Source organism: Maricurvus nonylphenolicus, from assembly GCF_042854845.1.
GTDB classification, from domain to species: domain Bacteria; phylum Pseudomonadota; class Gammaproteobacteria; order Pseudomonadales; family Cellvibrionaceae; genus Maricurvus; species Maricurvus nonylphenolicus.
Map to the genome: position 1 here is coordinate 2,762,679 of NZ_AP031498.1, position 22,664 is coordinate 2,785,342.

Consider the following 22,664-nt stretch of genomic DNA (forward strand, 5'->3'; position numbering starts at 1 on the left):
TGCAGAACCATTAAGAGTAAATCCATGAGTATTGATCGTCGTTCGTTTTTAAAGAACAGCCTTGTCGCAGGACTGGGGCTAGCCGCCACCAGCTGCATGCCTATAGCCCGACTGGAATCCACAGACGATTATCACTACACATTGACGTTGGAAGAAGCCAGCTTCGAACTGATTCCCGGCACTCAAACGCCGGGCAAAGGGTTTAACGGTCAGTTTCCCGCACCGATTATTAAGGGCAAGCAGGGTAGACCGATAACCATTACCGTTATTAACAAACTGCAAGAGCCTACAACTATTCACTGGCACGGTATTCGTATCGATATCGCGATGGATGGCGTGCCGTTTTTAACGCAAAAGCCCATCATGCCCGGTGAAACCTTTGTTTATCATTTTACACCACCGGATGCAGGCACCTTTTGGTATCACCCTCATGTCAACAGCCTTATGCAGCTGGGTAAAGGTCTGGCAGGATTACTGATCGTAGAGGAGGCCGAAAATCCACAATTTACCCCAGATGATTTTGCAGCTGATCTACCCTTAATTTTAAAAAACTGGCACCTAAATGATGACGGTTCATTTAGCGAGTTAAGTATTCCACGTTATGCGGCTCGAATGGGTACGCCGGGAAATTATGAAACCATTAACGGCCTACATAAGCCTGTATTCGATGTGCCCGCTAACAGTTGGATAAGATTGCGTTTCGCCAATATTGATAACACCCTGGTTTACAAGTTGCGCATCAAAAATCAGCCCGCGTTTGTGGTCAGTATCGACGGCAATCCAATTGCAGAACCCAAGCCATTAAAAGACCACCCCTTGGGCGCGGGCATGCGAGTCGACATTGCGTTACTGACGCCAGATGCAGGTCAGGAGATTGTGGTGGAAAACGGTAAAGGTCGCTTATTCTTTAGTTATATGCGTTTGCGCACTATTGAGTCTGACAAACAGCAATCCAAGGCCTCACTTGCAACGATTCCACGCCTACCGCTAAACCCCATTCCAGAGCCGGATTTGGAGAATGCCGAAACTCTGAAGTTTGTCTTCGAATGGGAAGGCGCAGTAACCCCCGTATCACATAACGGTAAAACCCATCACAAGTTCTGGACCATTAACCGACGGGCCTGGGAGGGTATGTCTGCCAACAATATTCCGGAACCTTTGGCCAGGTTAGAGCTTGGCAAAACCTATGTCTTTGACCTTAAAAACAACACCCCTCATGGTCATCCCATTCATTTGCACGGCTTTATGTTTAAAGTGATCAAATCCAATAAAAAGCGTATTGATCCGTTTTATGCTGATACCGTACTCATGGAGAAAAATGAAAGGGTCAAAATTGCCTTTGTTGCCGACAACCCCGGTCGCTGGATGTATCACTGCCATGTGATCGAGCATATGAAAACCGGCTTAATGGGTTATATCGAGGTCTCTTAGGCTAAAAATGCCGCAAAAAGGCGAGTTTCATTAGAATTTCTACTCAACTGTAAATGGATTTACAGTTTCCACTCTTTCCGAGTCTTACTATGCTTACACAAAGCAAAGGAGAGAGAAGATGAGTACTAATGAAATCCTCATGAACCAGGAAGCCGGCCTGTTTTCCATGCCGGAATTTGCCAGCAAGGAGGAGGAGCGCGCAGACCGTAAAACCCGACTTGTTGCCGCCTACCGCCTGTTTGCCAAGTTTGGCTTTGAGGAAGGCGTAGCAGGACATATCACTGTTCGTGACCCCATCCTCACCGACCATTTTTGGGTAAACCCTATGGGCGTACCCTTCGGCCATATCACTCAGGACAGCCTGTTGCTGGTCAACCATGACGGCGAGGTTGTAGAGGGGCGTGGCATGCTCAATGGCGCCGCATTTACTATCCATTCCCATATTCACGCCGCAAGACCAGATATCGACGCTGCAGCGCACTGTCATGCGGTCTACGGTAAAGCCTGGTCCTCTCTGGGCCGCCTGCTGGATCCCATTACTCAGGATGCTTGTGCCTTCTATGAAGACCACGTGCTGTTCGATGATTTCACCGGTGTTGTGCTGGATATGAGCGAAGGCGAGCGTTTAGCCAAGGCGCTAGGTGATAATAAAGCCGCCATTCTGCGTAACCACGGATTGTTAACCGTCGGTAAAACCATTGATGAAGCGGCCTGGTGGTATATCACTATGGAACGTACCTGCCAGGCCCAACTTATGGCCGAAGCAGCAGGCAAGCCGGTGTTGATTGATCACGACCATGCCAAAAATACCTATAACACCGTAGGTAGCTCTGAGGTGGGTTGGTATATCTTCCAAACCCTGTACCAAAAGATTACCCGCGAGCAGCCGGATATTCTGCAGGGGTAAGACCTGCTAAGCTACACAAGGAGGTGTGGCGAACGCAACAAATAAGGTGCAAGAATGGACGATGACCTTCAGCTCCTGATAGACCTTCATAAAGGCGAATACCGACAGGGCCCGGGAGCCGATCAAGAAACCGAAAAAGCAATAAGACTTGCCAATATCGATCCCAAGACTCCCTATAACATAGCCGATATTGGCTGTGGCACAGGAGCCTCAACTCTCACACTTGCCCGTACTCTGAACTGCGAGATTACTGCGGTCGATTTTCTGGATCAATTTCTGGAAGAGCTACAACGTAGAGCGGAGCAAGAAGGTGTTGCCAACAAAATTTCCACACTCTGTGCATCAATGGACAGCCTTCCATTTGACCCCGAATCATTCGATATCATCTGGTCTGAAGGTGCCATCTACAACATTGGTTTTAAGCAGGGCATATCTGACTGGTTACAATACCTGAAACCTGGTGGTCTTTTGGTCGTATCAGAAATTTGCTGGATAACTGCGGAGCGCCCTAAAGAAATCGAAGACTATTGGAATAACCAATACTCAGAGATAGCTACGGCTTCAGCCAAAATACGTCAGCTGGAAGAGGAGGGTTATTCACCCGTAGGTTATTTTATACTACCGGAACACTGTTGGTTGGATAATTACTATTATCCGATAGAACGAAGCTTTGAAAGTTTTCTACAGCGCAACAATAACTCCAAAGCTGCACAAGAAATTGTTGAACCAGAAAAAGAGGAAATCGAGCTATACGAGAAATATAAACGCTATTATAGCTACGGCATGTATATCGCCAGAAAACCATCCAATTAACGTCTATAGCTACAGCTTATTCTACTTGTAAGTTGACCAGCTTTTCCTTTGCAAACTTTGCAGCAGCATCTTTAAAAGATGTCTCGTCGGTAATGCCTTCGATAGCTTTAGCTACGTGATTATCTAAAGCCAGCCCCCAGGTATTAATCATACACGCCAGAATAACGTACATCCCCTGAATGGCAATAACATCCATAATTTGTGCCGTAGAAAGGTGTTGACTAATTCGTTGGCCAACCTCTGGGGATAGGCCATGATTAACGATTAACTCATCCACTGCACGCAAAAGGCTTGCATCTTTATTGGACCAGTTTTCATCCAGGTTATAGTCCAAAACTCGCAGTATATCCTGCTGAGTCAAACCGCAACGCAAACCACGATCAACGTGAGATCCCCACTCGTACCAGGCTTGCATATGTACAGAGACGCGCAGAATAACCAACTCCCCCAAGCGTTTGCCCAAAGTGCCGCCATCAACAGAGTGATTGCGAAAGTTCCACCAGGCATTAAGAAGCGTGGGGTTGTTGGCCATAAGCTGGTGTACATGTATGGGCTTGCCATTCATATCACGAACAACCCCTTGTAATTCTTCTGGCCACAGGCTGGTAGGCAGGGGGGCAACATGGCGAGCTTCAAGCTGTTCTGTCATAGTTTACTGACCTGGCGTTATGTTAAGCAGAAAATTTAAAACCAGTGTATTAAATTCGGTCGGCTGTTCCATATTGCTTAGGTGGGCTGCATTTTCAATAACCGCAAATTGCGCATTGGGGGTAAGTTTTGTGTTGTCTGCCATTTCTTCAGGGTGTGGCCCATCTTGCGCACCAACAAGATAAAGCGTCGGTGTTTTAATGTTATTGAGGCTGCGCTTGTAATCAAGACTTTTAAGTGCCATAGCACAACCAAGGTATCCAGTTTCAGGTGTTGCAGCGATCATATCGGCAACTGCACCAATCAGATTCGGATCATTGACGATTTTATCTTTGGTAAACCAGGTTTGTAGCGTCATATCAACAACGGCATCCATACCACCAGAGTTTACCGCGATAAGACGTTTATCCCACATATCCTGGAAGAAAGCAGGTGCATCAAGGCGACAGTCGCAGGCCACCAAGGATAGTAATCGTTGCGGTGCTTTTAAGGCTATTCCCACACCGGTCATACCGCCCATCGACAACCCCACAAAATGACTGCGCTCGATATCCAGTGCATTCCACACAGCAAGAACATCATCAACCAGCTCATCCATACTGTAAGGGATTGCTGGAATATCGCTATTGCCGTGACCACGAGCATCAATTAGCAACACACGGAAGTGCTGTGTTAAAGCTGCCAGCTGTGGCTCCCACATGCGCATGTCGGTAGCCAGTGAGTGAGCCAAAGTGACTACAGGTTTTTCGGCAGAGCCAAGTAACTGATAATTGATCGATAGGTTTCCGGCCTTTATCAGCTGTTTCTTGTTATTCATTCAGGCAGTGCTCGCAGTTAGAGGTAAGGTTTTATTAACTGGCGATTGCCAATTCGGAGAGTTTTCCACGATGAAATACCAGTGGATGGTTTTCAGTTTTATGGATGCGTTTGATTTCACCCATATACACTTCATGATCACCGCCTTCGATTAACTTATAGGTTTCACACTCAAAGGCTACAAGCACATCATCCAAGACCGGTACACCTTTGTAGCCTTCAGACCAGTTAACATCGGCGAACTTGTCATCTGACGGGCGTGCGAACTGCATGCACAGATCACCCTGATCATGACGAAGAATATTGATTGCAAAAGCGCCATGCCCCCTAAACGCCTGGATGCTTGGCGATGTATTTACCAGACTCCATAAAACAAGCGCAGGCTCCAGGGAAACAGAGCTGAAGGAGTTAATCGTCAGGCCAACAGGGCGACCATCTTCACCAATGGTGGTAACAATGGCTACGCCAGTAGGAAAACTACCGAGCGCATCGCGAAGTACTAACGGGGTGATTTGTTCACCCTCTAAAGACTGTACGGTATTAGACATGGGGCTATCCTCGAAAATTACTCGATAAAGGCTAGCCGGTTTGACCCATCAGAACAATTAATATTAAATTATGTTAAGCATCAGAATATCTGATCAAGCTGCAGAAGACACATCTGGAGGTCATAAATGAAACTTCAACAGCTGCGTTATTTTGTCGCCGTTTATGAGATGGGCTCTATAACCGCCGGCGCAGAGCGGGCCAACGCTACTCAATCTGGCATCTCCATGCAGATTAAGGACCTGGAAGAACGCCTTGGCGGGCCTCTGTTTGAACGTAATGCTGGCGGAGTCATTGCCACCACACTGGGGCGCAGATTCTACGATCATGCCACAGCCATCCTCAGGCGAGTCACCGAAGCAGAGCAGGATATAAAATCATTGGCTGGTGAAGTTACCGGTGAATTGCGCATTGGCCTCATGCCCACTTTTACTCGCTCGATCCTGCCGCCAGCATTAATCCGCTTCTCTGAGCAGTATCCATTGGTTAAAACACGCGTGATTGAGGCCTACAGCGCCCAACTGACCCGTGAAGTGATTGAGGGCGAATTGGATTTTGCCATTGTCCCCAGTGAGGCTCATAGACAAGGTGAAATGACCCGTAACCAGTTTATGGCCAGCGACCAGGAGTTTCTGGTATCAGCTGCAGGCCAGCCATTCACTCATATGCAAGCCGTAGATCTTAGCGAGCTGGAGCCGTTGAAATTGGTTTTACCCGGCCCCGAAAATGCTCGCAGAGCCAAAATTGATGCCTACCTAAAAACCCACAATATCAAGGTCGAAGCCATCATGGAGCTTGACGCTATGTTAGGTACCCTTGAGCTTGTGGCTCACTCAGAGTGGAAAACGATTCTGCCAGGCATACTGTGTAAAGCCGATGAATCGGGCTTGGCTCGACAAATTAACCCCCTAAACGGAGCGCCGCTAAAAGTCGATTATATGATGATCGAACCCAACGATAGCTGCTTGTCGCCGGGGGCATCACTGTTTTCTGAGATGCTAAAACAAGAGCTGGAAAGCCAGATTCACTGGCATAACCTGGATTAACCTTGCTACCCATCATCAGGTTTCCTGATTCCAAGCATCAGAAAATATAACTTTTTCTTCTGCCTTATCTTTTGCAGGATAGTTAGCAATATATCCCCGATAAAGGCAGAGCATTATGGATTTATCATTTTTCACCATGCCCATCCATCCGGTGGGCAAACCTGTTGCACAAAGCATCAAAGAAGACAGGGAAGCCTTTATCCTGGCCGACCAACTGGGTTACAAAGAAGGTTACTGTGGTGAGCACACAACAGACCTGGCTGAAGTAATTACATCTACCGTCGCTTTTATGGCAAGTCTGGCCTATGAAACCAAGAATATTCGCTTGGGTACCGGCACAGTAAACCTGCCTAACTCTCACCCTGCACGTATTGCCGCTGAAGTTGCCATGCTTGACCATATGCTGGAAGGTCGCCTGAACTTTGGCATTTCCCCCGGTGGACTGATGTCCGATGCGGAAGTGTTTGGTAACCTGGAAAAAGATCGCAATGCCATGTTTGTTGAATGCATCGACATGGTTTTGGATATCTGGAACGGTGAAGCACCCTATAATCTAAAAGGTGAGTATTACGAAGTTAGTACCGAGCGCACCATGATGCCGGAGATTGGTCAGGGCTCCATTATCAAGCCCTACCAGGATCCACACCCGCCGATTGTTGGAACTGCGGTTGCACCTTTCTCAGCGGGTGTTACCGCCATGGCCGCGCGCGGCTGGGAACCCATAACCGCTAACTTCCTGATGCCACAGTGGGCCAAAAGCCATTGGCCAAAATATGTAGAAGGGTGTGAGCAGGGCGGCCGTGTTGCTGACCCGGTGAACTGGCGCGTAGCAAAAAACATTTGTGTCGCTGATGATATGAAAACTGCAGAGCGTTATGCCCGCGGCGAAAACAGCCCCTATGTACTTTACTACCGACAATTGTTAACCAAGTTAAAAGCCGGCGGCCGCCTGAATCTGTTTAAAGAAGACCAGAGCATGCCAGACAGTGATGTCACTCTGGATTACGTACTGGATAAACTGGTGATCTACGGTGATTCCGCCAGTGTTGCCGATCAGGTATTGGAGTTCCGCGATTATATCGGTGACTTTGGTCAGCTGGTTTATGCCGGTCACGACTGGACCGATTACGATCTTGGCCGTCGCTCTATGATATTGATGGCCGAAGAAGTTATGCCGCGCGTCAATGACGCGATCAAAGGTTAACTCTACGTTTAAAAGGGCACTAAGCTTTAGCAGGTAGCGAGTCAATGAATCAGTTAAACACTCACAAGGTTAAACGCTGTAGGCTCCTACTTGCTGCTTTTTTCTTGTTACTGGTTTCTGCTGTTAGTCGAGCAGAAACCTTTGAGCTCACCATGGCATCAAGCCATCCCACCACCTTACCCTGGGTAGGTGTACTTTCAACGCACGTGGTAAAAAATACCAATACTCGCCTGGAACAAATGGGGTCAGAAGACAGGGTAGAGTGGATTGAAAGCTATGGCGGCGCCTTATTCGGTTACAAAAACACCCTGGAAGCGGTAGAAGATGGTATTACTGATGCGGGTTGGGTAGGCACGCTTTGGGAAGAATCCAAAATGCCCTACCAAAGCATTACCTACTACACACCGTTTGTGATTGATAGCTTGCCACTACTCATGAACATCATGAACGATCTGCAGGTAAAAATTCCCGAATTTCAACGCGCCTGGGAAAAACGCAACATGGTGTTTTTGGGTTCATCCGGTGTAGAAACCTATCACTTGGTCACAAATTTTCCTGTTAATTCTATAGATGACCTTAAGGGACGCAAAATAATTGCTCCGGGCCCTTCAGGCAATTGGATCAACGCGTTAGGTGCTGTTCCTGTAAATGGCGCCTTACCCACTTACTACAACCAAATTCAAACCGGTATTGCTGACGGCGTTGTCACCATTATTACCGGATACTACCCCAATAAACTCTACGAAGTCGCTCCCTACGTGACCAAGATTGGTTTGGGAAGTCAGTTCCTTGGCGCATTCGCCATTAATCGCGACAGTTGGAACAAACTATCTGATGATGTTCGCCAGGTATTGAGTGAGCTCGGTACAGAGTATTCACGCATACACGCTGAAGAAGTTGAACGTCGCTACCACAATTTCCTGGCTGAGCTTGCAAAGCAGCCAGAAGTCAACATCCACGAACTGTCAGCAATGGAGAAACAGCGCTGGATTAACAGCCTGCCCAATATCGTCGGTGTGTGGGCAGATCACCTGGATGGCGGTCCTCGCGTATTAAATACCTATATGCAAGCCGTAAGAGATGCCGGAGTTACCCCAGGCCGTGACTGGGATAAAGAATAAACGTATTAAAACAACGATAAAGCGCATTCAGTAATAGCAGCGGTAGACTGCAAGATGCGCAACACAACAATAGCCAAAAACCGCTTAGCCGATCAGATATCGTCTGACGCAAAGCAGGGTAGAAACATAGAAGTAGAGCGATGTTAAAAACGCAAGCGACTGTGCCAGAGTCCAATCCATGGCTATGGCAACTGTATCAACACTTTACGGGATTTACCGGCATTATGGCCGCCACAGCGACACTGTGGATATTTGTATTGATGTTTTTAATCTGCGCCGATGTATTCGGCCTGGCGCTTTTCTCATCCCCTATTTACGGTGTTGTTGAAGTTACAGAGCAATCCATTGTCGCTGTTGTTTTTATGCAGCTGGCGCACGCACTGCATAACGGCCGACTAACCCGTGCCGATTTTCTTATTAATGGTCTTGAGCAAAACAACCCCTTTGCCGCCCACACGCTAAACCTGTTGTACAGCTTATTTGGTGTTATCGTTTTTGGCGTTATAAGCGCCGAAGTGTTACCCGAATTTATATCCGCCTGGACTGATAACGAATATTTCGGCAGCCAGGGCATTTTTACGGCGCCAATGTGGCCGGTAAAACTTTTAGTCGTGATAGGCTCCGGCTGCACCGCTATCGAATTTAGCTTTCAAGCGATTAAACGCCTGCAAATCTTATTTGGCAATTATTCAGACGAACTTCTCGACAAAAGAAAACCAAAGGGGTGGTGGGCCATCGCTCTGGTATCCTTTGCCATAATTGCGCTGGCTTACTATTTATCTCTGGATATAAGCCGTGTTGAAATTGGCATCGCCATTATCCTGGCCCTTTTAGTTGCCATTTATATGGGCATGCATATTACCGTCGCGCTTTGTATTCTGGCGATGGTCGGTATTTGGATGCTGCGTGACAATCCCGCAGTCGCCATGAGCGCGATAAAAACCGCAGCAACCGGCACCATCGATAAATTTGATTTCGGCGTTGTACCCTTATTTGTATTGATGGGTATGTTGGTTGATGTAACCGATATTGGTCGCGATGCTTACAAAGTTGCGGCTTGGGCATTGCGCCGTGTGCTTGGCGGCCTTGGTATTGCCACAGTTGCTGCCAATGCTATTTTTGCATCGGTTACCGGTATTTCTATTGCGTCTGCGGCGGTTTTCTCACGCGTCTCAGTGCCACAGATGGTAGCCAATGGCTATACCGCAAAATTTGCCGCCGGTACCGTTGCCGGGTCATCCGTATTGGGCATGTTAATCCCACCCAGTTTGCTGCTTATTGTTTATGGTTTCGTTAGCGAAACGTCAGTGGGTAAAATTTTTATTGCCGCCATTATTCCCGGCATCTTGTTGGCGACAGTCTTTGCCGTAACCATCATTTTACTCGCCAAATTCAAGCCAGACTTTGTCGGCGAGAATCTTAACGAGGAGGGCATGGAAGAAGAAACCCTCAAATCCTGCCTGCAAAAAGTCTTTCCAATTGTCACCCTGATATTTATTGTGTTGGGCGGTATCTATTTTGGCTGGTTCACACCCACACAAGCCGGTGCAGTAGGGGCCTTAACTGCCCTTATTATTGCCCTGTTACGCCGCACTCTGGATTTTAAAACCCTCTGGCGTGTACTAAAAGAAACGGCGCAGGTATCGGTAACCATTCTTTCCCTGATTCTGGCAGCAGGCGCATTTACCAAGATGCTGACCATGTCCACAATACCTAGCCAGATGGTGGACTTTATTACCTATCTAGACCTGAATCTGTGGACCTTTATGATCGCTTATCTGCTGATTGTGATTGTTATGGGCATGTTCCTGGATTCCACATCCATCATCCTGATTATCGTGCCGCTGGTACTGGCGGTGGTTGATCAACTGGGCACATCAATCATAGGGCAGGATATTCGTATCTGGTTTGGTATTGTTACGGTGATTGCCGTAGAGATTGGCTTGTTAACGCCGCCGTTTGGCCTGACGGTATATGTTGTTAAAGCCAGCCTGGAAGATGTACGTTGTTCGTTGAATGATATCTTTATGGGGACTATCCCATACGCGTTGGCCATGCTGGCGGTAACACTGATACTCATTTTCTTTCCGCAGTTGAGCTTAATGTGGTTCTAATGCAGAGAGGGCTATCAGAACAATGCAAGTCGATTCCCTTGGTAGCTTCATGGAAGGTGCACATAGTAGAGATTTCATAGGGTGTTTTATCCCTGTAAAACAGGGTGTAAAGCCAATATCTGTTAACATACGCAATTTAACATAATATACATTATGCGAATCAATAAACATAACATCTTATATGAGAACCTTCAGCTCCCCTCAGGCTTTTTACCCTTAAAACAAAGCTTAAATCTAAGGCGTCTCGTCCAAAATGCTAAACGAGATAAATGTAGTCAGCAGCCCTATACCGATAGTTACCGGCAGCAACGGAAACGCCAACATAACTATGCCGGAACTGATCCATAGGCTTTTAACGATTTGAACTTTCTTGCGGTATTTCTTGGTGAAACGTCGACGATGGAAATGATCAGACTGAGGCTTGTCGATAGTTAACCAGGCTGGGCGCCAGATATGATGGAAAAGCTGCCAGTAAAACTTAATAAGGGCTTTGATCACAGCAAGACCTATACATTCAAATTTCCGTTATTTTCAGTATAGGTCTTGCTGATTGCTTTGCCTGAGGCTTTACCCAATTCAGGCTAAATTGGCACTCAAACCAGCGTTATGATGCCGGCTCACGCATAGTGACAAATTCTTCAGCGGCTGTTGGATGGATACCAATGGTGTGATCAAAGTCAGCCTTGGTTGCGCCAGCTTTCATGGCAATAGCAATACCCTGAATAATTTCACCGGCATCCGCCCCCACCATATGACAGCCAACCACCCTATCTGTTGCTTGATCAACTATCAACTTCATAAAGGTGCGCTCTTCAAGACCACTTAGCGTGTGTTTCATATGCTTAAAGCTGGTCTTGTAGATGGTAACGTCGCCTTGTTCACGTGCTTCAGCTTCCGTATAGCCTACAGTCGCAATATTCGGCTGACAGAATACAGCTGTTGCGATATTGCTGTAATCAACTTCGCGTGGCGTATCGGTATACAGGGTTTGGGCTAATGCCATGCCTTCGGCCAACGCTACCGGCGTTAACTCCATCCCACCGGTTACATCACCTAAGGCATAAATTGAAGGCTCTGCGGTTTGATACTGATCGTTAACCTGGATATAACCCTTTTCATCAACCTGTACTTGGGTATTTTCCAGGCCAAGGCCATCAATTTTCGGGCGGCGGCCAGTAGCTGCCATAATGCAGTCAACGGTGCGTTCTGAACCGTCGGTTAAGATAGCCTTAAGCTTGCCATTATCAAGCTTTTCCACAGATTCAATATTGGTATTGAACTGCAGTTTGAGACCTTTTGCTGCAATTTGTTCGGCCACAAATTCACGCACATCATCGTCAAAGCCGCGAAGGAACATAGGGCCGCGGTAGATCAGCTCAGTGTTAGCGCCCAAACCATGGAAAATACCGGCAAATTCAACAGCAATATAACCACCACCCAGCACCAGGACATCTTCCGGGAATTCCTCCAGATAGAAGGCTTCATTGGAACTGATAATATGTTCCTTGCCAGGGATATTGGGAATGGACGGCCAGCCACCTACAGCAACAAGGATACGCTCAGCACTGTATTGTTTACCGGCTACCTCAACGGTATGGCCATCAACTACTGTCGCTCGGCCTTCGATAATCTCAACATTGGCGTTACTGAGTATATTGCCGTAGATACCATTAAGGCGCGTAATCTCTGCGGTTTTATTGTCACGCAGGGTTGGCCAGTTAAATTTGGCCTCATCAATGGTCCAGCCGAAACCGGCAGCCGCCTCAATTTCTTCACTGACATGGGAACCGTATACAAATAGTTTTTTAGGTACACAACCCACATTGACACAGGTTCCGCCCAGGCGCCCTTCTTCTGCTACGGCTACACGTGCACCGTACTGGGAAGCCATACGGCTGGCGCGAACGCCGCCAGAGCCTGCGCCAATAACAAACAAGTCGTAATCGTATGATGAATCATTACTCACAGTTGTACCGCCATTCAGTTATTTGTCAGGGCGCTAGTGTACTGCGTCGAAGCCCAGGAAAAAAGCTATAGCTACAGTAAATTAAAGCAATGGAACAGCACGATATAAAGCTATAACCAAAGAGACTAAACCGAGGTGTCTATACTGGGCTGGTCGGGGTTGTTGCGCCGCCGATCACGCCCGGAACGCATGTCTACGAGGGGCTTCTCTGACTTGTGCCGGCGATCTTTCTTGCGCCGGTCTGAGACAGGGTCAAAGCTTTTTTGAGAAAGCTGCTTGGAAATCCCCACGCTCACAGGCCGGGTTTTGGTTTTATTAGCAGCCTTGGTCGAGATTGTTGGGGGTACTGTAGGTCCAATATTAACCATAATTACCTCCTTAACAGGTGAAGATGAGCCTTTTTGCCTCCTACTTATAAACAATATCGGCTTGGGGGCCGCTCCCTTGAGAAGCGGCGCTTATAAACTGTGCGATTAAACGCGGAATTGTGACGCTACGCGCTGTAACTGATCTGCCAGGCCTTGCAGCGAGGTACTGAGGCTAGCCACCTTCTCTGTGCTCTGCTCAGCGATTTGAGAGGAGTCACGCATGGTGATCACGTTTTGCTGAATAGAATTAGCAAAGTTCTGCTGTTCCTCAGTGGCACTGGCAATCTGCTGGTTCATATCGGTAATGGACGTCACTTTGGTCGTAATCGCATCCAGCGACGCCCCAGTAGCACCGGCCTGATCCACACTGCGCTGAGCCTGCTCTTTACCCTGCTCCATCACGGATACCGCCGATTGCGCAGCTGTTTGCAGCTGCTCGATCACATTCTGAATTTCGTGGGTGGACTCTTGTGTACGTGACGCCAGGGTACGCACCTCATCAGCAACCACGGCAAAACCACGCCCCTGTTCACCGGCACGGGCGGCCTCAATTGCAGCGTTAAGTGCAAGCAGGTTGGTTTGCTCCGCAATCCCCTTAATAACATCCAAAATGCTGCCAACACTTTCTGTATCGGACTCCAGCTTCACAATAACCTCAGCGGCGCGCTCTACTTCTGCGGCCAGATCATTAATAGAAGTGACAGTACTTTGTACGATGGAGAGGCCCTCTTTGGCCTCACTGTCCGCATCACCTGCTGCCTGAGCAGCTGAACCGGCGTTTTCGGCTACCGCGGTAACACTGCGCAGCATATCGTCCATCGCATTGGAAACCAGTCCTGATGAATGGCTTTGCTCTGTAGCTGCACGAGAGGTTTCAGAAGATACGCTGTTGAGCTGCTGGGCAACATCGCCCAGTGGCGATATAACCTGAATAACATCGCCGATAGTGCTGTGAAGCTTCTCGACAAATACATTAAACCAACGCACCAGGTCACCCAGTTCGTCGTTACTGCTCTGATCCAGACGAGAGGTTAAATCCCCTTCCCCTTGGGCAATATCGCGCAAGGAATCGGCAATTTGGTTGATGCTATTGGTTACCATCACCGCAATACTGATTGAGATAATCAGCGTCAAAGCTACGGTAATCAAACCAATGACCAGACCCACCTTGAGGTTGCTCGCTTCTGTTTCAACAGAAAGGTTTACCGTTTTAATAAAGCTCTGATGACTGCTATCACGGAAGTCTTTCAGTGATTTTGCCAATCGCTCATCGGCAACTCGTTTGTTTTCCGCTACTTCGGCAATACGGCTAAAGTCCATGGTGCCGTTGATCATATTCTGCGTCAGATCAAATGAGATTTTGGTGTAGTCACTCAGATTGTTTTTAATTGTCTGGATATTACTGGACTGGTCGGATTGCAGAGAGGATTGTTTGGTCAGGTTATCTTCGATCTGGTTGGCCATACGCCGCGCATTATCGAGCATGTCCTGCTCACCGGTACTGGCCGCACTGGTCATCAACTCATTCATCCGCTCGTGCATAACGATATTGCTGTTAGCTAATTCGAGTACGGGGAAATAGGTGTTTTTTATCTCTTCCAGACGATCAGCATTTTTAGCTCCGGAATTAACAATAAACATCAAAAACAATACAAAACCCAGAATGGCCACTGCCGGGATCAGCAGGATTTTGTATTTCATGCTTAGGTTGCTTAACCAGGTCATAGTTTACCCCGTCAACTGACGCTTTAATTCTTCTTTATACAGCATAGCTAAACATCGCTAGCTTGCTAATAACCACACAAGAAAAGTGCCACGCTTAATAGCTTTATGATCTAAAAAAGCGCTGGCGAGCTATTCTCTGTAAGTATCGGCAATAAAAGCGGCAGCTTTAATAGAATTAAGGGAAGAGTTTGGCGCCACGGCCGGGCGCCAGAAGGGATAATGTCGAGCTTAACCGAACCAGGATAACTTCTCATGCAGGGAGACGACATCACCCACAATCAGTAACGTTGGTGCATGGACTTCTTGCGCAGCAATGGTGCCTGGCAGGGAGCTCAAATCAGCACAGAAGACACGTTGATCCTCACGCGTGCCCTTTTCGATCAGCGCTGCTGGTGTCTGTGGGCTACGGCCAGCCTTGATTAAGCCGTCACAGATTGCTGGCAAGCCTTTTAACCCCATGTAAAACACCAGGGTCTGGCTCGGCTCTACCAATTCAGACCAGTTCATATTGATCGTATTGTCACGCAGATGACCAGTGATAAATCTCACCGACTGAGCATGATCACGATGAGTCAACGGTATACCGGCGTAACTGGCACAACCAGAGGCCGCAGTAATTCCCGGCACAACCTGAAATGGCACACTGTTTTCAGCCAGCAGCTCGATTTCCTCTCCGCCGCGACCAAAAATAAACGGATCACCGCCTTTTAAGCGCAAGACACGCTTACCCTGCTTGGCCAAATCAACCAACATTTGATTGATTTCACCTTGCGGTACTGCATGCTTGTCACGCTTTTTACCGACATAAATTAGGTCAGCATCTCGGCGCACCAGATCCATGACACCTTCAGACACCAGCCGATCATAGAGTACAACTTCGGCCTGCTGCATCAAGCGCAGGGCACGCAGTGTTAACAACTCTGGATCACCTGGTCCAGCACCAACAAGGTAAACCTCACCTGTGCGATTAACGTCGGCTTCAGCAAGTTTCTGCTCGATTAGCTCTTCCGCTTTACTGTCATTACCGTTTAGGGTGAGTTCGGCAACCGTACCTGACAAAATCTCTTCCCAGAAACGGCGACGCATATCACCGTCAGCAAAAGCATCTTTGACTTTATCGCGCCAACGACTGGCCAACTTGGCTAAACGACCATAGCCGGAGGGAATCAGTGATTCGAGTTTAGCCCGGGTCTGGCGTGCCAGTACTGGTGCCTCACCGCCACTGCTTACCGCAATCATCAGTGGTGAACGGTCAATAATCGCCGGTGTTATAAAGGTGCAAAGCTCAGGATTGTCAACAACGTTAACGGGAATGTTGCGTGACTTGGCTTCTGTCGACACCTGCTCGTTTAAATCAAGCTTATCGGTTGCCGCAATAACAAGTTTGCGATTATCCAGGTCAGAAGGATCGTAAGCTTTTAGGGCAAAGGTTGCGTCGTTTTCAGTGATCAGTTCTTGCAGCTGATCACAAATCTGCAGGGCTACAACATGCAGCTGAGCGCCGGCACGAACCAGTAAACGGGCTTTGCGAAAAGCAATGGTGCCGCCTCCAACAAGCAGACAAGGCTGCTTGCGGAGGTCAAAAAACAGGGGTAAGTAATCCATCTATAAACTATAAACCAGGAACAGCTGTTGAGTTAGCCAATACGCTCTTTGTTACCCATATAAGGGCGCAACACCTCAGGGATTACCACAGAGCCATCGGCTTGTTGGTAATTTTCCAGCACCGCAATCAGGGTACGACCAACCGCCAGGCCGGACCCATTAAGGGTGTGCAGCAATTCCGGCTTACCGGTTTCAGGATTGCGATAACGGGCTTTCATGCGACGCGCCTGGAAGTCCCGAAAGCTACTGCAAGAGGATATCTCACGGTATTTACCCTGGGACGGTACCCAAACCTCAATATCAAAAGTCTTGGCACTGGAGAAGCCGATATCGCCACCACACAGGATCACGGTTCGATAAGGCAGCTCAAGGGCTTGCAGAATCGCCTCTGCATTGCCGGTTAGAGCCTCAAGAGCAGCATCAGATTCTTCTGGGCGAACAAACTGTACCAGCTCAACTTTTTCAAACTGGTGCTGACGGATCATGCCGCGGGTATCACGGCCATGACTACCCGCCTCGCTGCGGAAGCACGGCGTGTGACAAACATATTTTAATGGCAGCTTGTCGTCTTCGACAATTTCGTTGCGCAAAATATTAGTCACCGGAACTTCCGCGGTCGGAATCAGGTAAAACTCACGCTCATCATTCAGCTTGAACAAATCATCAGCAAACTTGGGCAGCTGGCCAGTACCATATAAGGAATCTGAATTAACGATATAGGGTACGTAGATTTCCTGGTAGCCGTGCGCATTAATATGCGTGTTGAGCATAAACTGTGTTAATGCACGATGCAGACTGGCAACTTCACCACTCATTACAGCAAAGCGTGAGCCAGTGAGTTTAGACGCGGTATCGAAATCGAGACCGCCCAACTTAGCGCCAAGGTCAACGTGGTCTACAACCTCAAAATCAAATTCTTTGGGGGTACCCCAGGTACGGATTTCAACGTTATCGTCTTCTGTTTCGCCAAATGGCACTTCGTCGGCGGGTATATTAGGCACACCGCTAAGAATGGCATCGGTTTTGGCTTGAATATCTGACAGTTTTTCTTCAGCGTCGGCCAGCTCTTGCTTGAGGTTTTCAACCTCCTTCAGCAGAGGTGCAATATCCTCTCCAGAAGCCTTGGCCTTACCAATATTTTTCGATCGACTGTTACGCTCTTGTTGCAGGCTCTGGGTTTGCTCCTGAATAACACGGCGCTCTTCTTCCAATGCTTTAAGGCTGGCAACATCCAGTTCAAAGCCACGTTTTTTCAGGGCTTCAGCTACAGCTTCTGGATTTGAACGAATTAGTTTTGGATCCAACATAGTTTTGTCTTTAGTATCAGTAAAAAATGGTATTTAAGATATGGTAAGTAAAAAGTGCTTATGAAAATAGTTTAAGGGTTAACTGCATGGCCAATACCACTGCTGCAATCGATCCCAATACGCTTATCACAATATAGGCCAAGGCTGTCGCGCCATGGCCATTTTGCCAGAGGTTAACCGCATCGAGTGCAAACGTTGAGAAGGTGGTGAAAGCTCCGAGAAAGCCTGCCATTAACCAGTTTCGCCATTCCGGGGCTAAACTGCCTTTTTCGATAATCAGAATGTAACAAACACCGATCAAAAAAGAGCCTATCAAATTAACGGCGAGAGTCCCGGCGGGAAAGCGATTCGCCATTACCGGAAAGGCGTAGGCGGTAACGGCAAAGCGTCCCATTGCTCCTATGGCGCCACCTACGGCAATTGCAATCCACTGCATCAATGTTCGATTCTCTTATCTGGCCTTCTATAAGGCTTTCTGCAAATGTCGTTTATTGTTCGGATTCTGAACTATCAGTATCAGGTTTACTATCAGTTTCACGATAGCGCTGCCACGGGCTTTGCCTGTCCAATTGCTTAAGGTGCTCAAGTTTTTCCCTGATTCTGATTTCAAGACCACGGTCTACTGGCTGGTAGTAGTCGCGGGGCTCTAAATCTTCCGGGAAATAACACTCGCCTGCCGCGTATCCACCCTCCTCATTATGTGAATATCGATACTCAGCCCCGAAATCCATGGATTTCATCAGTTCGGTGGGGGCATTTCGCAGATGTAGGGGGACATCGTGGCTAGGCTGGGCTTTTATATCCGCCATGGCCGAATTGAACGCATTATACACCGCATTACTTTTTGGTGCTGCAGCCAGGTAAATAATAGCCTGAGCGATAGCCAACTCCCCTTCCGGGCTGCCAAGGCGCTCTTGTGTCTCCCAGGCGTTCAGCGCAAGCTGCAAACCTCTAGGATCGGCATTGCCGATATCCTCGCTGGCCATACGTACCACACGCCTGGCAATATAGAGCGGATCACAGCCGCCATCGATCATGCGACAGAACCAATAGAGCGCCCCATCGGGTGAGGAACCACGTACAGATTTATGCAGCGCTGATATCTGCTCATAAAACAGATCGCCGCCACGATCGAAGCGCCTGACATCTCCGGCCAACACCTCTTCCACAACAGATTTGCTGATCAACCGCTGACCATTTTGCTCTTCGGCCAGATCATTGGCTATTTCAAGCAGATTGAGGACTTTACGGCCATCACCATCGGCTGCCAGCGCCAGCATATCCAGCAGTTGCTCATCTATGTCGATGTCAGAATCACCCAGGCCTCGCTCATTATCTTCAAGCGCCTGGCGAGCCATGGCTTTTAGCTGCTCTTGACTGAGACCTCGCAGCACGTAGACCCGGCTACGACTTAAAAGCGCATTGTTGAGGGAAAATGACGGATTCTCGGTCGTCGCTCCAATAAAAATGACCGTGCCATCCTCAACGTAAGGCAAAAAGGCATCCTGTTGCGCTTTATTAAAACGATGCACTTCATCGACAAAGAGGATGGTTTTTCGGCCGGACTGAATTTGCTGTTGTTCAGCCATTGCAACTGCAGCACGAATATCTTTTACGCCAGCCAATACCGCTGAAATGGTTTCAAAGTGAGCATCCGTAATCTCGGCAATCATTTTTGCCAGAGACGTTTTACCGACACCCGGAGGACCCCAAAGAATCATTGAATGCAATTGTTGGCGCAAGATGGCCTCACGCAGGGGCTTGCCTTCTCCCAAGAGGTGTTCCTGACCAATATATTGATCAGGGTGCCGGGGCCGCATTCTGGCGGCCAGGGGTTGATATACCGGTTGCGGCGGAAAAAGGTCGTCAGTCATCGACTAATACATCGGTACCGGGTGGGGCAGAAAACACAAACTGCTCGGCGGCAATTTCGGGGTTTAACTGGGTTGCAAGTAATGTGATATTGGTAACCTGCCCTAAGCTGTCGAGCAGTTGCATCGATTCAATAATGCCGTTGCTAAAACTTAATGTCAGTTTTTCAAACAGAGCTTCATTGGCTCTTGGTAGTAACACAAAGTTCTCTCGGTTATCAGCACCTGCTTTTTGCTCAATGTCATAATGCAGATTAAAGTCGGCGATATTGCCAGACAGAATGGATACCGGGCTTTGCTCCAGCGTCTTGTCGATATTCTTGACTGTCACCTGCTCCAGATCGGGGTCGTATAGCCAAAGGTTTTCATCATTTGTAATCAGCAGCTGCTCAAATGGCCCCTGGGTATGCCAGTTAAGCTTACCGGGTTTTTGCAACCAAAACTGACCTTCACTCTCCTGTAATGTTTCCCCTTCAGCATCGATCAGTGATTGTGTAAACCGGCCACTCAGTGCATTCATTGGTTGTAATAATTGCTGCAAATTCTCACTGGCATTTGCGGCATAGGTGTTCGAGCTCAGCCAGAACAACGCGGTTAATACAAAAAAACCGGCTAGTCGTTGATTAAAGTTTGTCATACATTTACGTCCTGTAGTCTTCTACTTAATGCTTACGCGTAGCCTAGAGTAGAAAGACTGAATAGCAACTTAATCGGATTATCCTTTGGGTGGAGGCGGTGCAAGCACTTCTCGTTGACCATTAGGCCCCATACCAGATACGACGCCGGCCATCTCCATCGCCTCAATCAAGCGGGCAGAACGGTTATAACCGATACGTAACTTACGCTGTACCGAGGAAATAGAGGCCTTACGGGTTTCGGTTACAAAGGCAACGGCCTCATCATAGAGTGCATCAGATTCACTATCGCCGCCCTCTTCCCCATCGCTGGCCAGGCCCGGAACAGGAATACTGTTGGCACTTTCATCGGTAATTTCATCGAGGTATTCAGGCTCGCCGCGGGCTTTCCAATCATTCACCACATCCTGCACCTCGTCATCATCAACGAAGGCGCCATGAACACGGCTCGGCACATTGGTACCCGGAGCCAAGTACAACATATCACCATGACCAAGTAACTGTTCTGCCCCACCCTGGTCAAGAATGGTTCGGGAATCGACTTTAGAAGAAACCTGGAAGGCAATACGCGTTGGCACGTTAGCTTTAATCAAACCGGTAATTACATCCACAGAAGGACGCTGGGTGGCCAAAATCAAATGAATACCAGCAGCACGGGCTTTTTGTGCAATACGAGCAATCAACTGTTCGGCTTTTTTGCCAACAGTCATCATCATGTCGGCGAATTCGTCGACAACAATAACAATCGACGGTAACGGCTCAAGATCGGGCGCTTCGGCAACCTCAGCACCTGCCTCAAAGTTTTCTTCCGGTACAAACAGCGGATCTTTTAATGGCTCGCCTGCCTTAATGGCATCTTCAACTTTACGGTTAAAGCCCGACAGGTTTCGCACACCGAAAGCGGCCAATAATTTATAGCGGCGCTCCATCTCGCCCACACTCCAACGCAGAGCGTTGGCGGCATCATTCATATCGGTAATGACCGGCGATAACAAATGCGGGATACCGTCATAAACCGAAAGCTCAACCACCTTCGGATCAACAAGAATCAGTCGAACATCCTTGGGTGTAGACTTGTACAGCAGACTTAACAGCATACAGTTAACACCAACCGATTTACCCGAACCGGTAGTACCCGCAACCAGCAAGTGTGGCATTTTGGCAATATCGGCCGTAATAGGCTGACCGGCGATATCATGGCCAAGTGCAATCGTTAATGGCGACTTTGAAGACTCGTAAACAGAAGAGGCTAATACCTCACGCAAGCGAACCATTTCACGGTGTTCGTTAGGAATCTCAATACCCACTACGGATTTACCGGGAATAATTTCCACTACACGTACACTGACTACTGCCAGGGAACGGGCCAAATCTTTTGCCAAGCCTGTAATGCGGCTGGCTTTTACGCCCGCTGCGGGCTGTAATTCAAAGCGGGTAACAACAGGCCCCGGCATAACCGAAACCACTTCCGCTACAACACCGAAGTCCTTGAGTTTTAACTCCAGCAACCGTGACATGGCCTCAAGGGATTCTTCAGAGAAACTTTTCTCACTGCGCTCATCAGCTGGCGCCAATAGTTCAAGCTTAGGCAGCTCTCCGGTAACGGGCGTGTCGAACAAAGAAGTTTGTTTTTCCTTTTCCACCCGTGGGCTGGGTTTAGCTTTCTTCGGCGGTGGCGTAATTTTAGGCGGTGTGCGTTTGGCTTCTTTTTTAACCTGCTTTTCAAGCGCCTGGTGTCTGGCTTTTTGAATTTCCTGAGCCTGCTGCTTTTCTTTCTGTTCTTTGCGCTTGTTTTGCCAGTGTTGCTGGATGCGCTCGATAGTTTGCAGGGTTAAACGCCCGGTATTATCCATTAGGGCAAGCCATGACAGATCGGTAAACACCGTCAGGCCAAATAAAAATGTCGCCAGCAGTAGCATCATGCCGCCGGTATAACCGAAAGCGGTTTCTACCGCATTGGCAACACTGGCCCCCAGAACACCGCCATGAGAGAACGGCAGGTCTCCAGCAACATGCTCAATGCTGTAACCGTAATTAAGGCTAGTGATACCGGTACCGGCCACCATAATCAAAATAAAACCAACCGATCGAAGCGCAAACAGTACGCCATCAAACGGTTGATTTCGGCTGCGCTCACGGAAAACCAGCCAGGCGCGATAAGCAATCAACAGTGGAAATAAATAAGCCAAGTAACCAAACAGCGCTAAAAACACATCGGCTAACCAGGCCCCTGTTGGCCCACCGGCGTTACTGACACTTTCGCCGCTGCCGGTTTTCGACCAGCCAGGATCACTGCTACTGTAGGTAACCAGCGCCAACATAAGATATGCACAGATAACAACCAGACCTATCAGGGCACCTTCTTTTAAGGTCCTGACCAGGAAACTCGGTTCTACGTGTGCAGGTTGACTTTGGTTTTTGCGACTAGAGCTCTTGCTGGCCTTTGCCGTGGCATCCGTGGATTTCAAGTTGTTACAACCCCAAACTGTTGTTTTTATCCCTCTATTCTACTGTTCAAGCGGTACCCTGTACTAGAGGCCG

General features: G+C 48.3%; 18 protein-coding genes and 1 pseudogene. 7 read left to right on the forward strand and 12 right to left on the reverse strand.

From position 1 onward, the window contains the following. The first annotated feature begins 24 nt into the window (after positions 1-24). From ACGHZ6_RS11910 to ACGHZ6_RS11920, 3 genes and pseudogenes are all read left to right on the forward strand, one after another. The gene (locus ACGHZ6_RS11910; protein WP_390619085.1) at positions 25-1,431 is read left to right on the forward strand and encodes a multicopper oxidase family protein; all 1,407 of its coding nucleotides are present in this window, start codon (positions 25-27) and stop codon (positions 1,429-1,431) included. 115 nt (positions 1,432-1,546) lie between these two features. Beyond that, a pseudogene (locus ACGHZ6_RS11915) lies at positions 1,547-2,338 on the forward strand (class II aldolase/adducin family protein); the annotation flags it as partial. 54 nt (positions 2,339-2,392) lie between these two features. Continuing rightward, positions 2,393-3,151 carry a class I SAM-dependent methyltransferase gene (locus tag ACGHZ6_RS11920; protein ID WP_390619086.1) on the forward strand — a complete coding sequence of 253 codons (759 nt, stop codon included), beginning with the start codon at positions 2,393-2,395 and terminating at the stop codon, positions 3,149-3,151. Positions 3,152-3,167: 16 nt separating this feature from the next. Here ACGHZ6_RS11920 and ACGHZ6_RS11925 read toward each other — a convergent pair whose 3' ends face one another. From ACGHZ6_RS11925 to ACGHZ6_RS11935, 3 genes are read right to left on the reverse strand one after another with little or no spacing between them, the layout of a single operon-like run. Then, positions 3,168-3,800, reverse strand: a complete 633-nt coding sequence (locus tag ACGHZ6_RS11925; RefSeq protein WP_390619087.1) for a carboxymuconolactone decarboxylase family protein — start codon at positions 3,798-3,800, stop codon at positions 3,168-3,170. 3 nt (positions 3,801-3,803) lie between these two features. Beyond that, the gene (locus tag ACGHZ6_RS11930; RefSeq protein ID WP_390619088.1) at positions 3,804-4,616 is read right to left on the reverse strand and encodes an alpha/beta fold hydrolase; all 813 of its coding nucleotides are present in this window, start codon (positions 4,614-4,616) and stop codon (positions 3,804-3,806) included. Between the two features lie 34 nt (positions 4,617-4,650). Continuing rightward, on the reverse strand, positions 4,651-5,163 hold the full coding sequence (locus tag ACGHZ6_RS11935; protein WP_390619089.1) for a flavin reductase family protein: 513 nt from the start codon (positions 5,161-5,163) through the stop codon (positions 4,651-4,653). A 126-nt stretch (positions 5,164-5,289) separates the two neighbouring features. Between ACGHZ6_RS11935 and ACGHZ6_RS11940 the strand changes: the two genes are divergently transcribed. From ACGHZ6_RS11940 to ACGHZ6_RS11955, 4 genes are all read left to right on the forward strand, one after another. Continuing rightward, positions 5,290-6,207, forward strand: coding sequence for a LysR family transcriptional regulator (locus ACGHZ6_RS11940; protein WP_390619090.1), 918 nt, complete (start codon positions 5,290-5,292; stop codon positions 6,205-6,207). A gap of 115 nt (positions 6,208-6,322) precedes the next feature. After that, the gene (locus ACGHZ6_RS11945) at positions 6,323-7,411 is read left to right on the forward strand and encodes an LLM class flavin-dependent oxidoreductase (RefSeq protein ID WP_390619091.1); all 1,089 of its coding nucleotides are present in this window, start codon (positions 6,323-6,325) and stop codon (positions 7,409-7,411) included. Positions 7,412-7,455: 44 nt separating this feature from the next. Next, positions 7,456-8,532: a C4-dicarboxylate TRAP transporter substrate-binding protein gene (locus ACGHZ6_RS11950; RefSeq protein WP_390619092.1), complete on the forward strand. Its 1,077-nt coding sequence runs from the start codon at positions 7,456-7,458 to the stop codon at positions 8,530-8,532. A gap of 140 nt (positions 8,533-8,672) precedes the next feature. Continuing rightward, positions 8,673-10,646: a TRAP transporter large permease subunit gene (locus ACGHZ6_RS11955; protein ID WP_390619093.1), complete on the forward strand. Its 1,974-nt coding sequence runs from the start codon at positions 8,673-8,675 to the stop codon at positions 10,644-10,646. Positions 10,647-10,880: 234 nt separating this feature from the next. Here the strand turns inward: ACGHZ6_RS11955 and ACGHZ6_RS11960 are convergent, their stop codons facing one another. From ACGHZ6_RS11960 to ACGHZ6_RS12000, 9 genes are all read right to left on the reverse strand, one after another. Then, positions 10,881-11,144 carry a hypothetical protein gene (locus tag ACGHZ6_RS11960; RefSeq protein ID WP_390619094.1) on the reverse strand — a complete coding sequence of 88 codons (264 nt, stop codon included), beginning with the start codon at positions 11,142-11,144 and terminating at the stop codon, positions 10,881-10,883. 106 nt (positions 11,145-11,250) lie between these two features. Further along, complete coding sequence (gene gorA, locus ACGHZ6_RS11965; protein ID WP_390619095.1) at positions 11,251-12,612, reverse strand: glutathione-disulfide reductase; 1,362 nt, start codon at positions 12,610-12,612, stop codon at positions 11,251-11,253. Between the two features lie 473 nt (positions 12,613-13,085). Beyond that, positions 13,086-14,681 (reverse strand): methyl-accepting chemotaxis protein, encoded by a 1,596-nt coding sequence (locus tag ACGHZ6_RS11970; protein WP_390619096.1) that lies wholly within the window; start codon positions 14,679-14,681, stop codon positions 13,086-13,088. Positions 14,682-14,933: 252 nt separating this feature from the next. Beyond that, a complete protein-coding gene (gene cysG, locus ACGHZ6_RS11975; protein ID WP_390619097.1) occupies positions 14,934-16,310 on the reverse strand; it encodes a siroheme synthase CysG in 1,377 nt (458 codons plus the stop codon). A 32-nt stretch (positions 16,311-16,342) separates the two neighbouring features. Beyond that, positions 16,343-17,617, reverse strand: a complete 1,275-nt coding sequence (gene serS / locus ACGHZ6_RS11980; RefSeq protein WP_390619098.1) for a serine--tRNA ligase — start codon at positions 17,615-17,617, stop codon at positions 16,343-16,345. 58 nt (positions 17,618-17,675) lie between these two features. Continuing rightward, positions 17,676-18,053 carry a fluoride efflux transporter CrcB gene (crcB, locus tag ACGHZ6_RS11985; protein ID WP_390619099.1) on the reverse strand — a complete coding sequence of 126 codons (378 nt, stop codon included), beginning with the start codon at positions 18,051-18,053 and terminating at the stop codon, positions 17,676-17,678. 52 nt (positions 18,054-18,105) lie between these two features. Continuing rightward, positions 18,106-19,491, reverse strand: a complete 1,386-nt coding sequence (locus ACGHZ6_RS11990; RefSeq protein WP_390619100.1) for a replication-associated recombination protein A — start codon at positions 19,489-19,491, stop codon at positions 18,106-18,108. Then, positions 19,484-20,125: an outer membrane lipoprotein chaperone LolA gene (gene lolA / locus ACGHZ6_RS11995; protein ID WP_390619101.1), complete on the reverse strand. Its 642-nt coding sequence runs from the start codon at positions 20,123-20,125 to the stop codon at positions 19,484-19,486. The genes ACGHZ6_RS11990 and lolA overlap by 8 nt, the downstream gene beginning before the upstream one ends. Before the next feature lie 78 nt (positions 20,126-20,203). After that, positions 20,204-22,591, reverse strand: a complete 2,388-nt coding sequence (locus ACGHZ6_RS12000) for a DNA translocase FtsK 4TM domain-containing protein (RefSeq protein WP_390619102.1) — start codon at positions 22,589-22,591, stop codon at positions 20,204-20,206. Positions 22,592-22,664 lie beyond the last annotated feature (73 nt).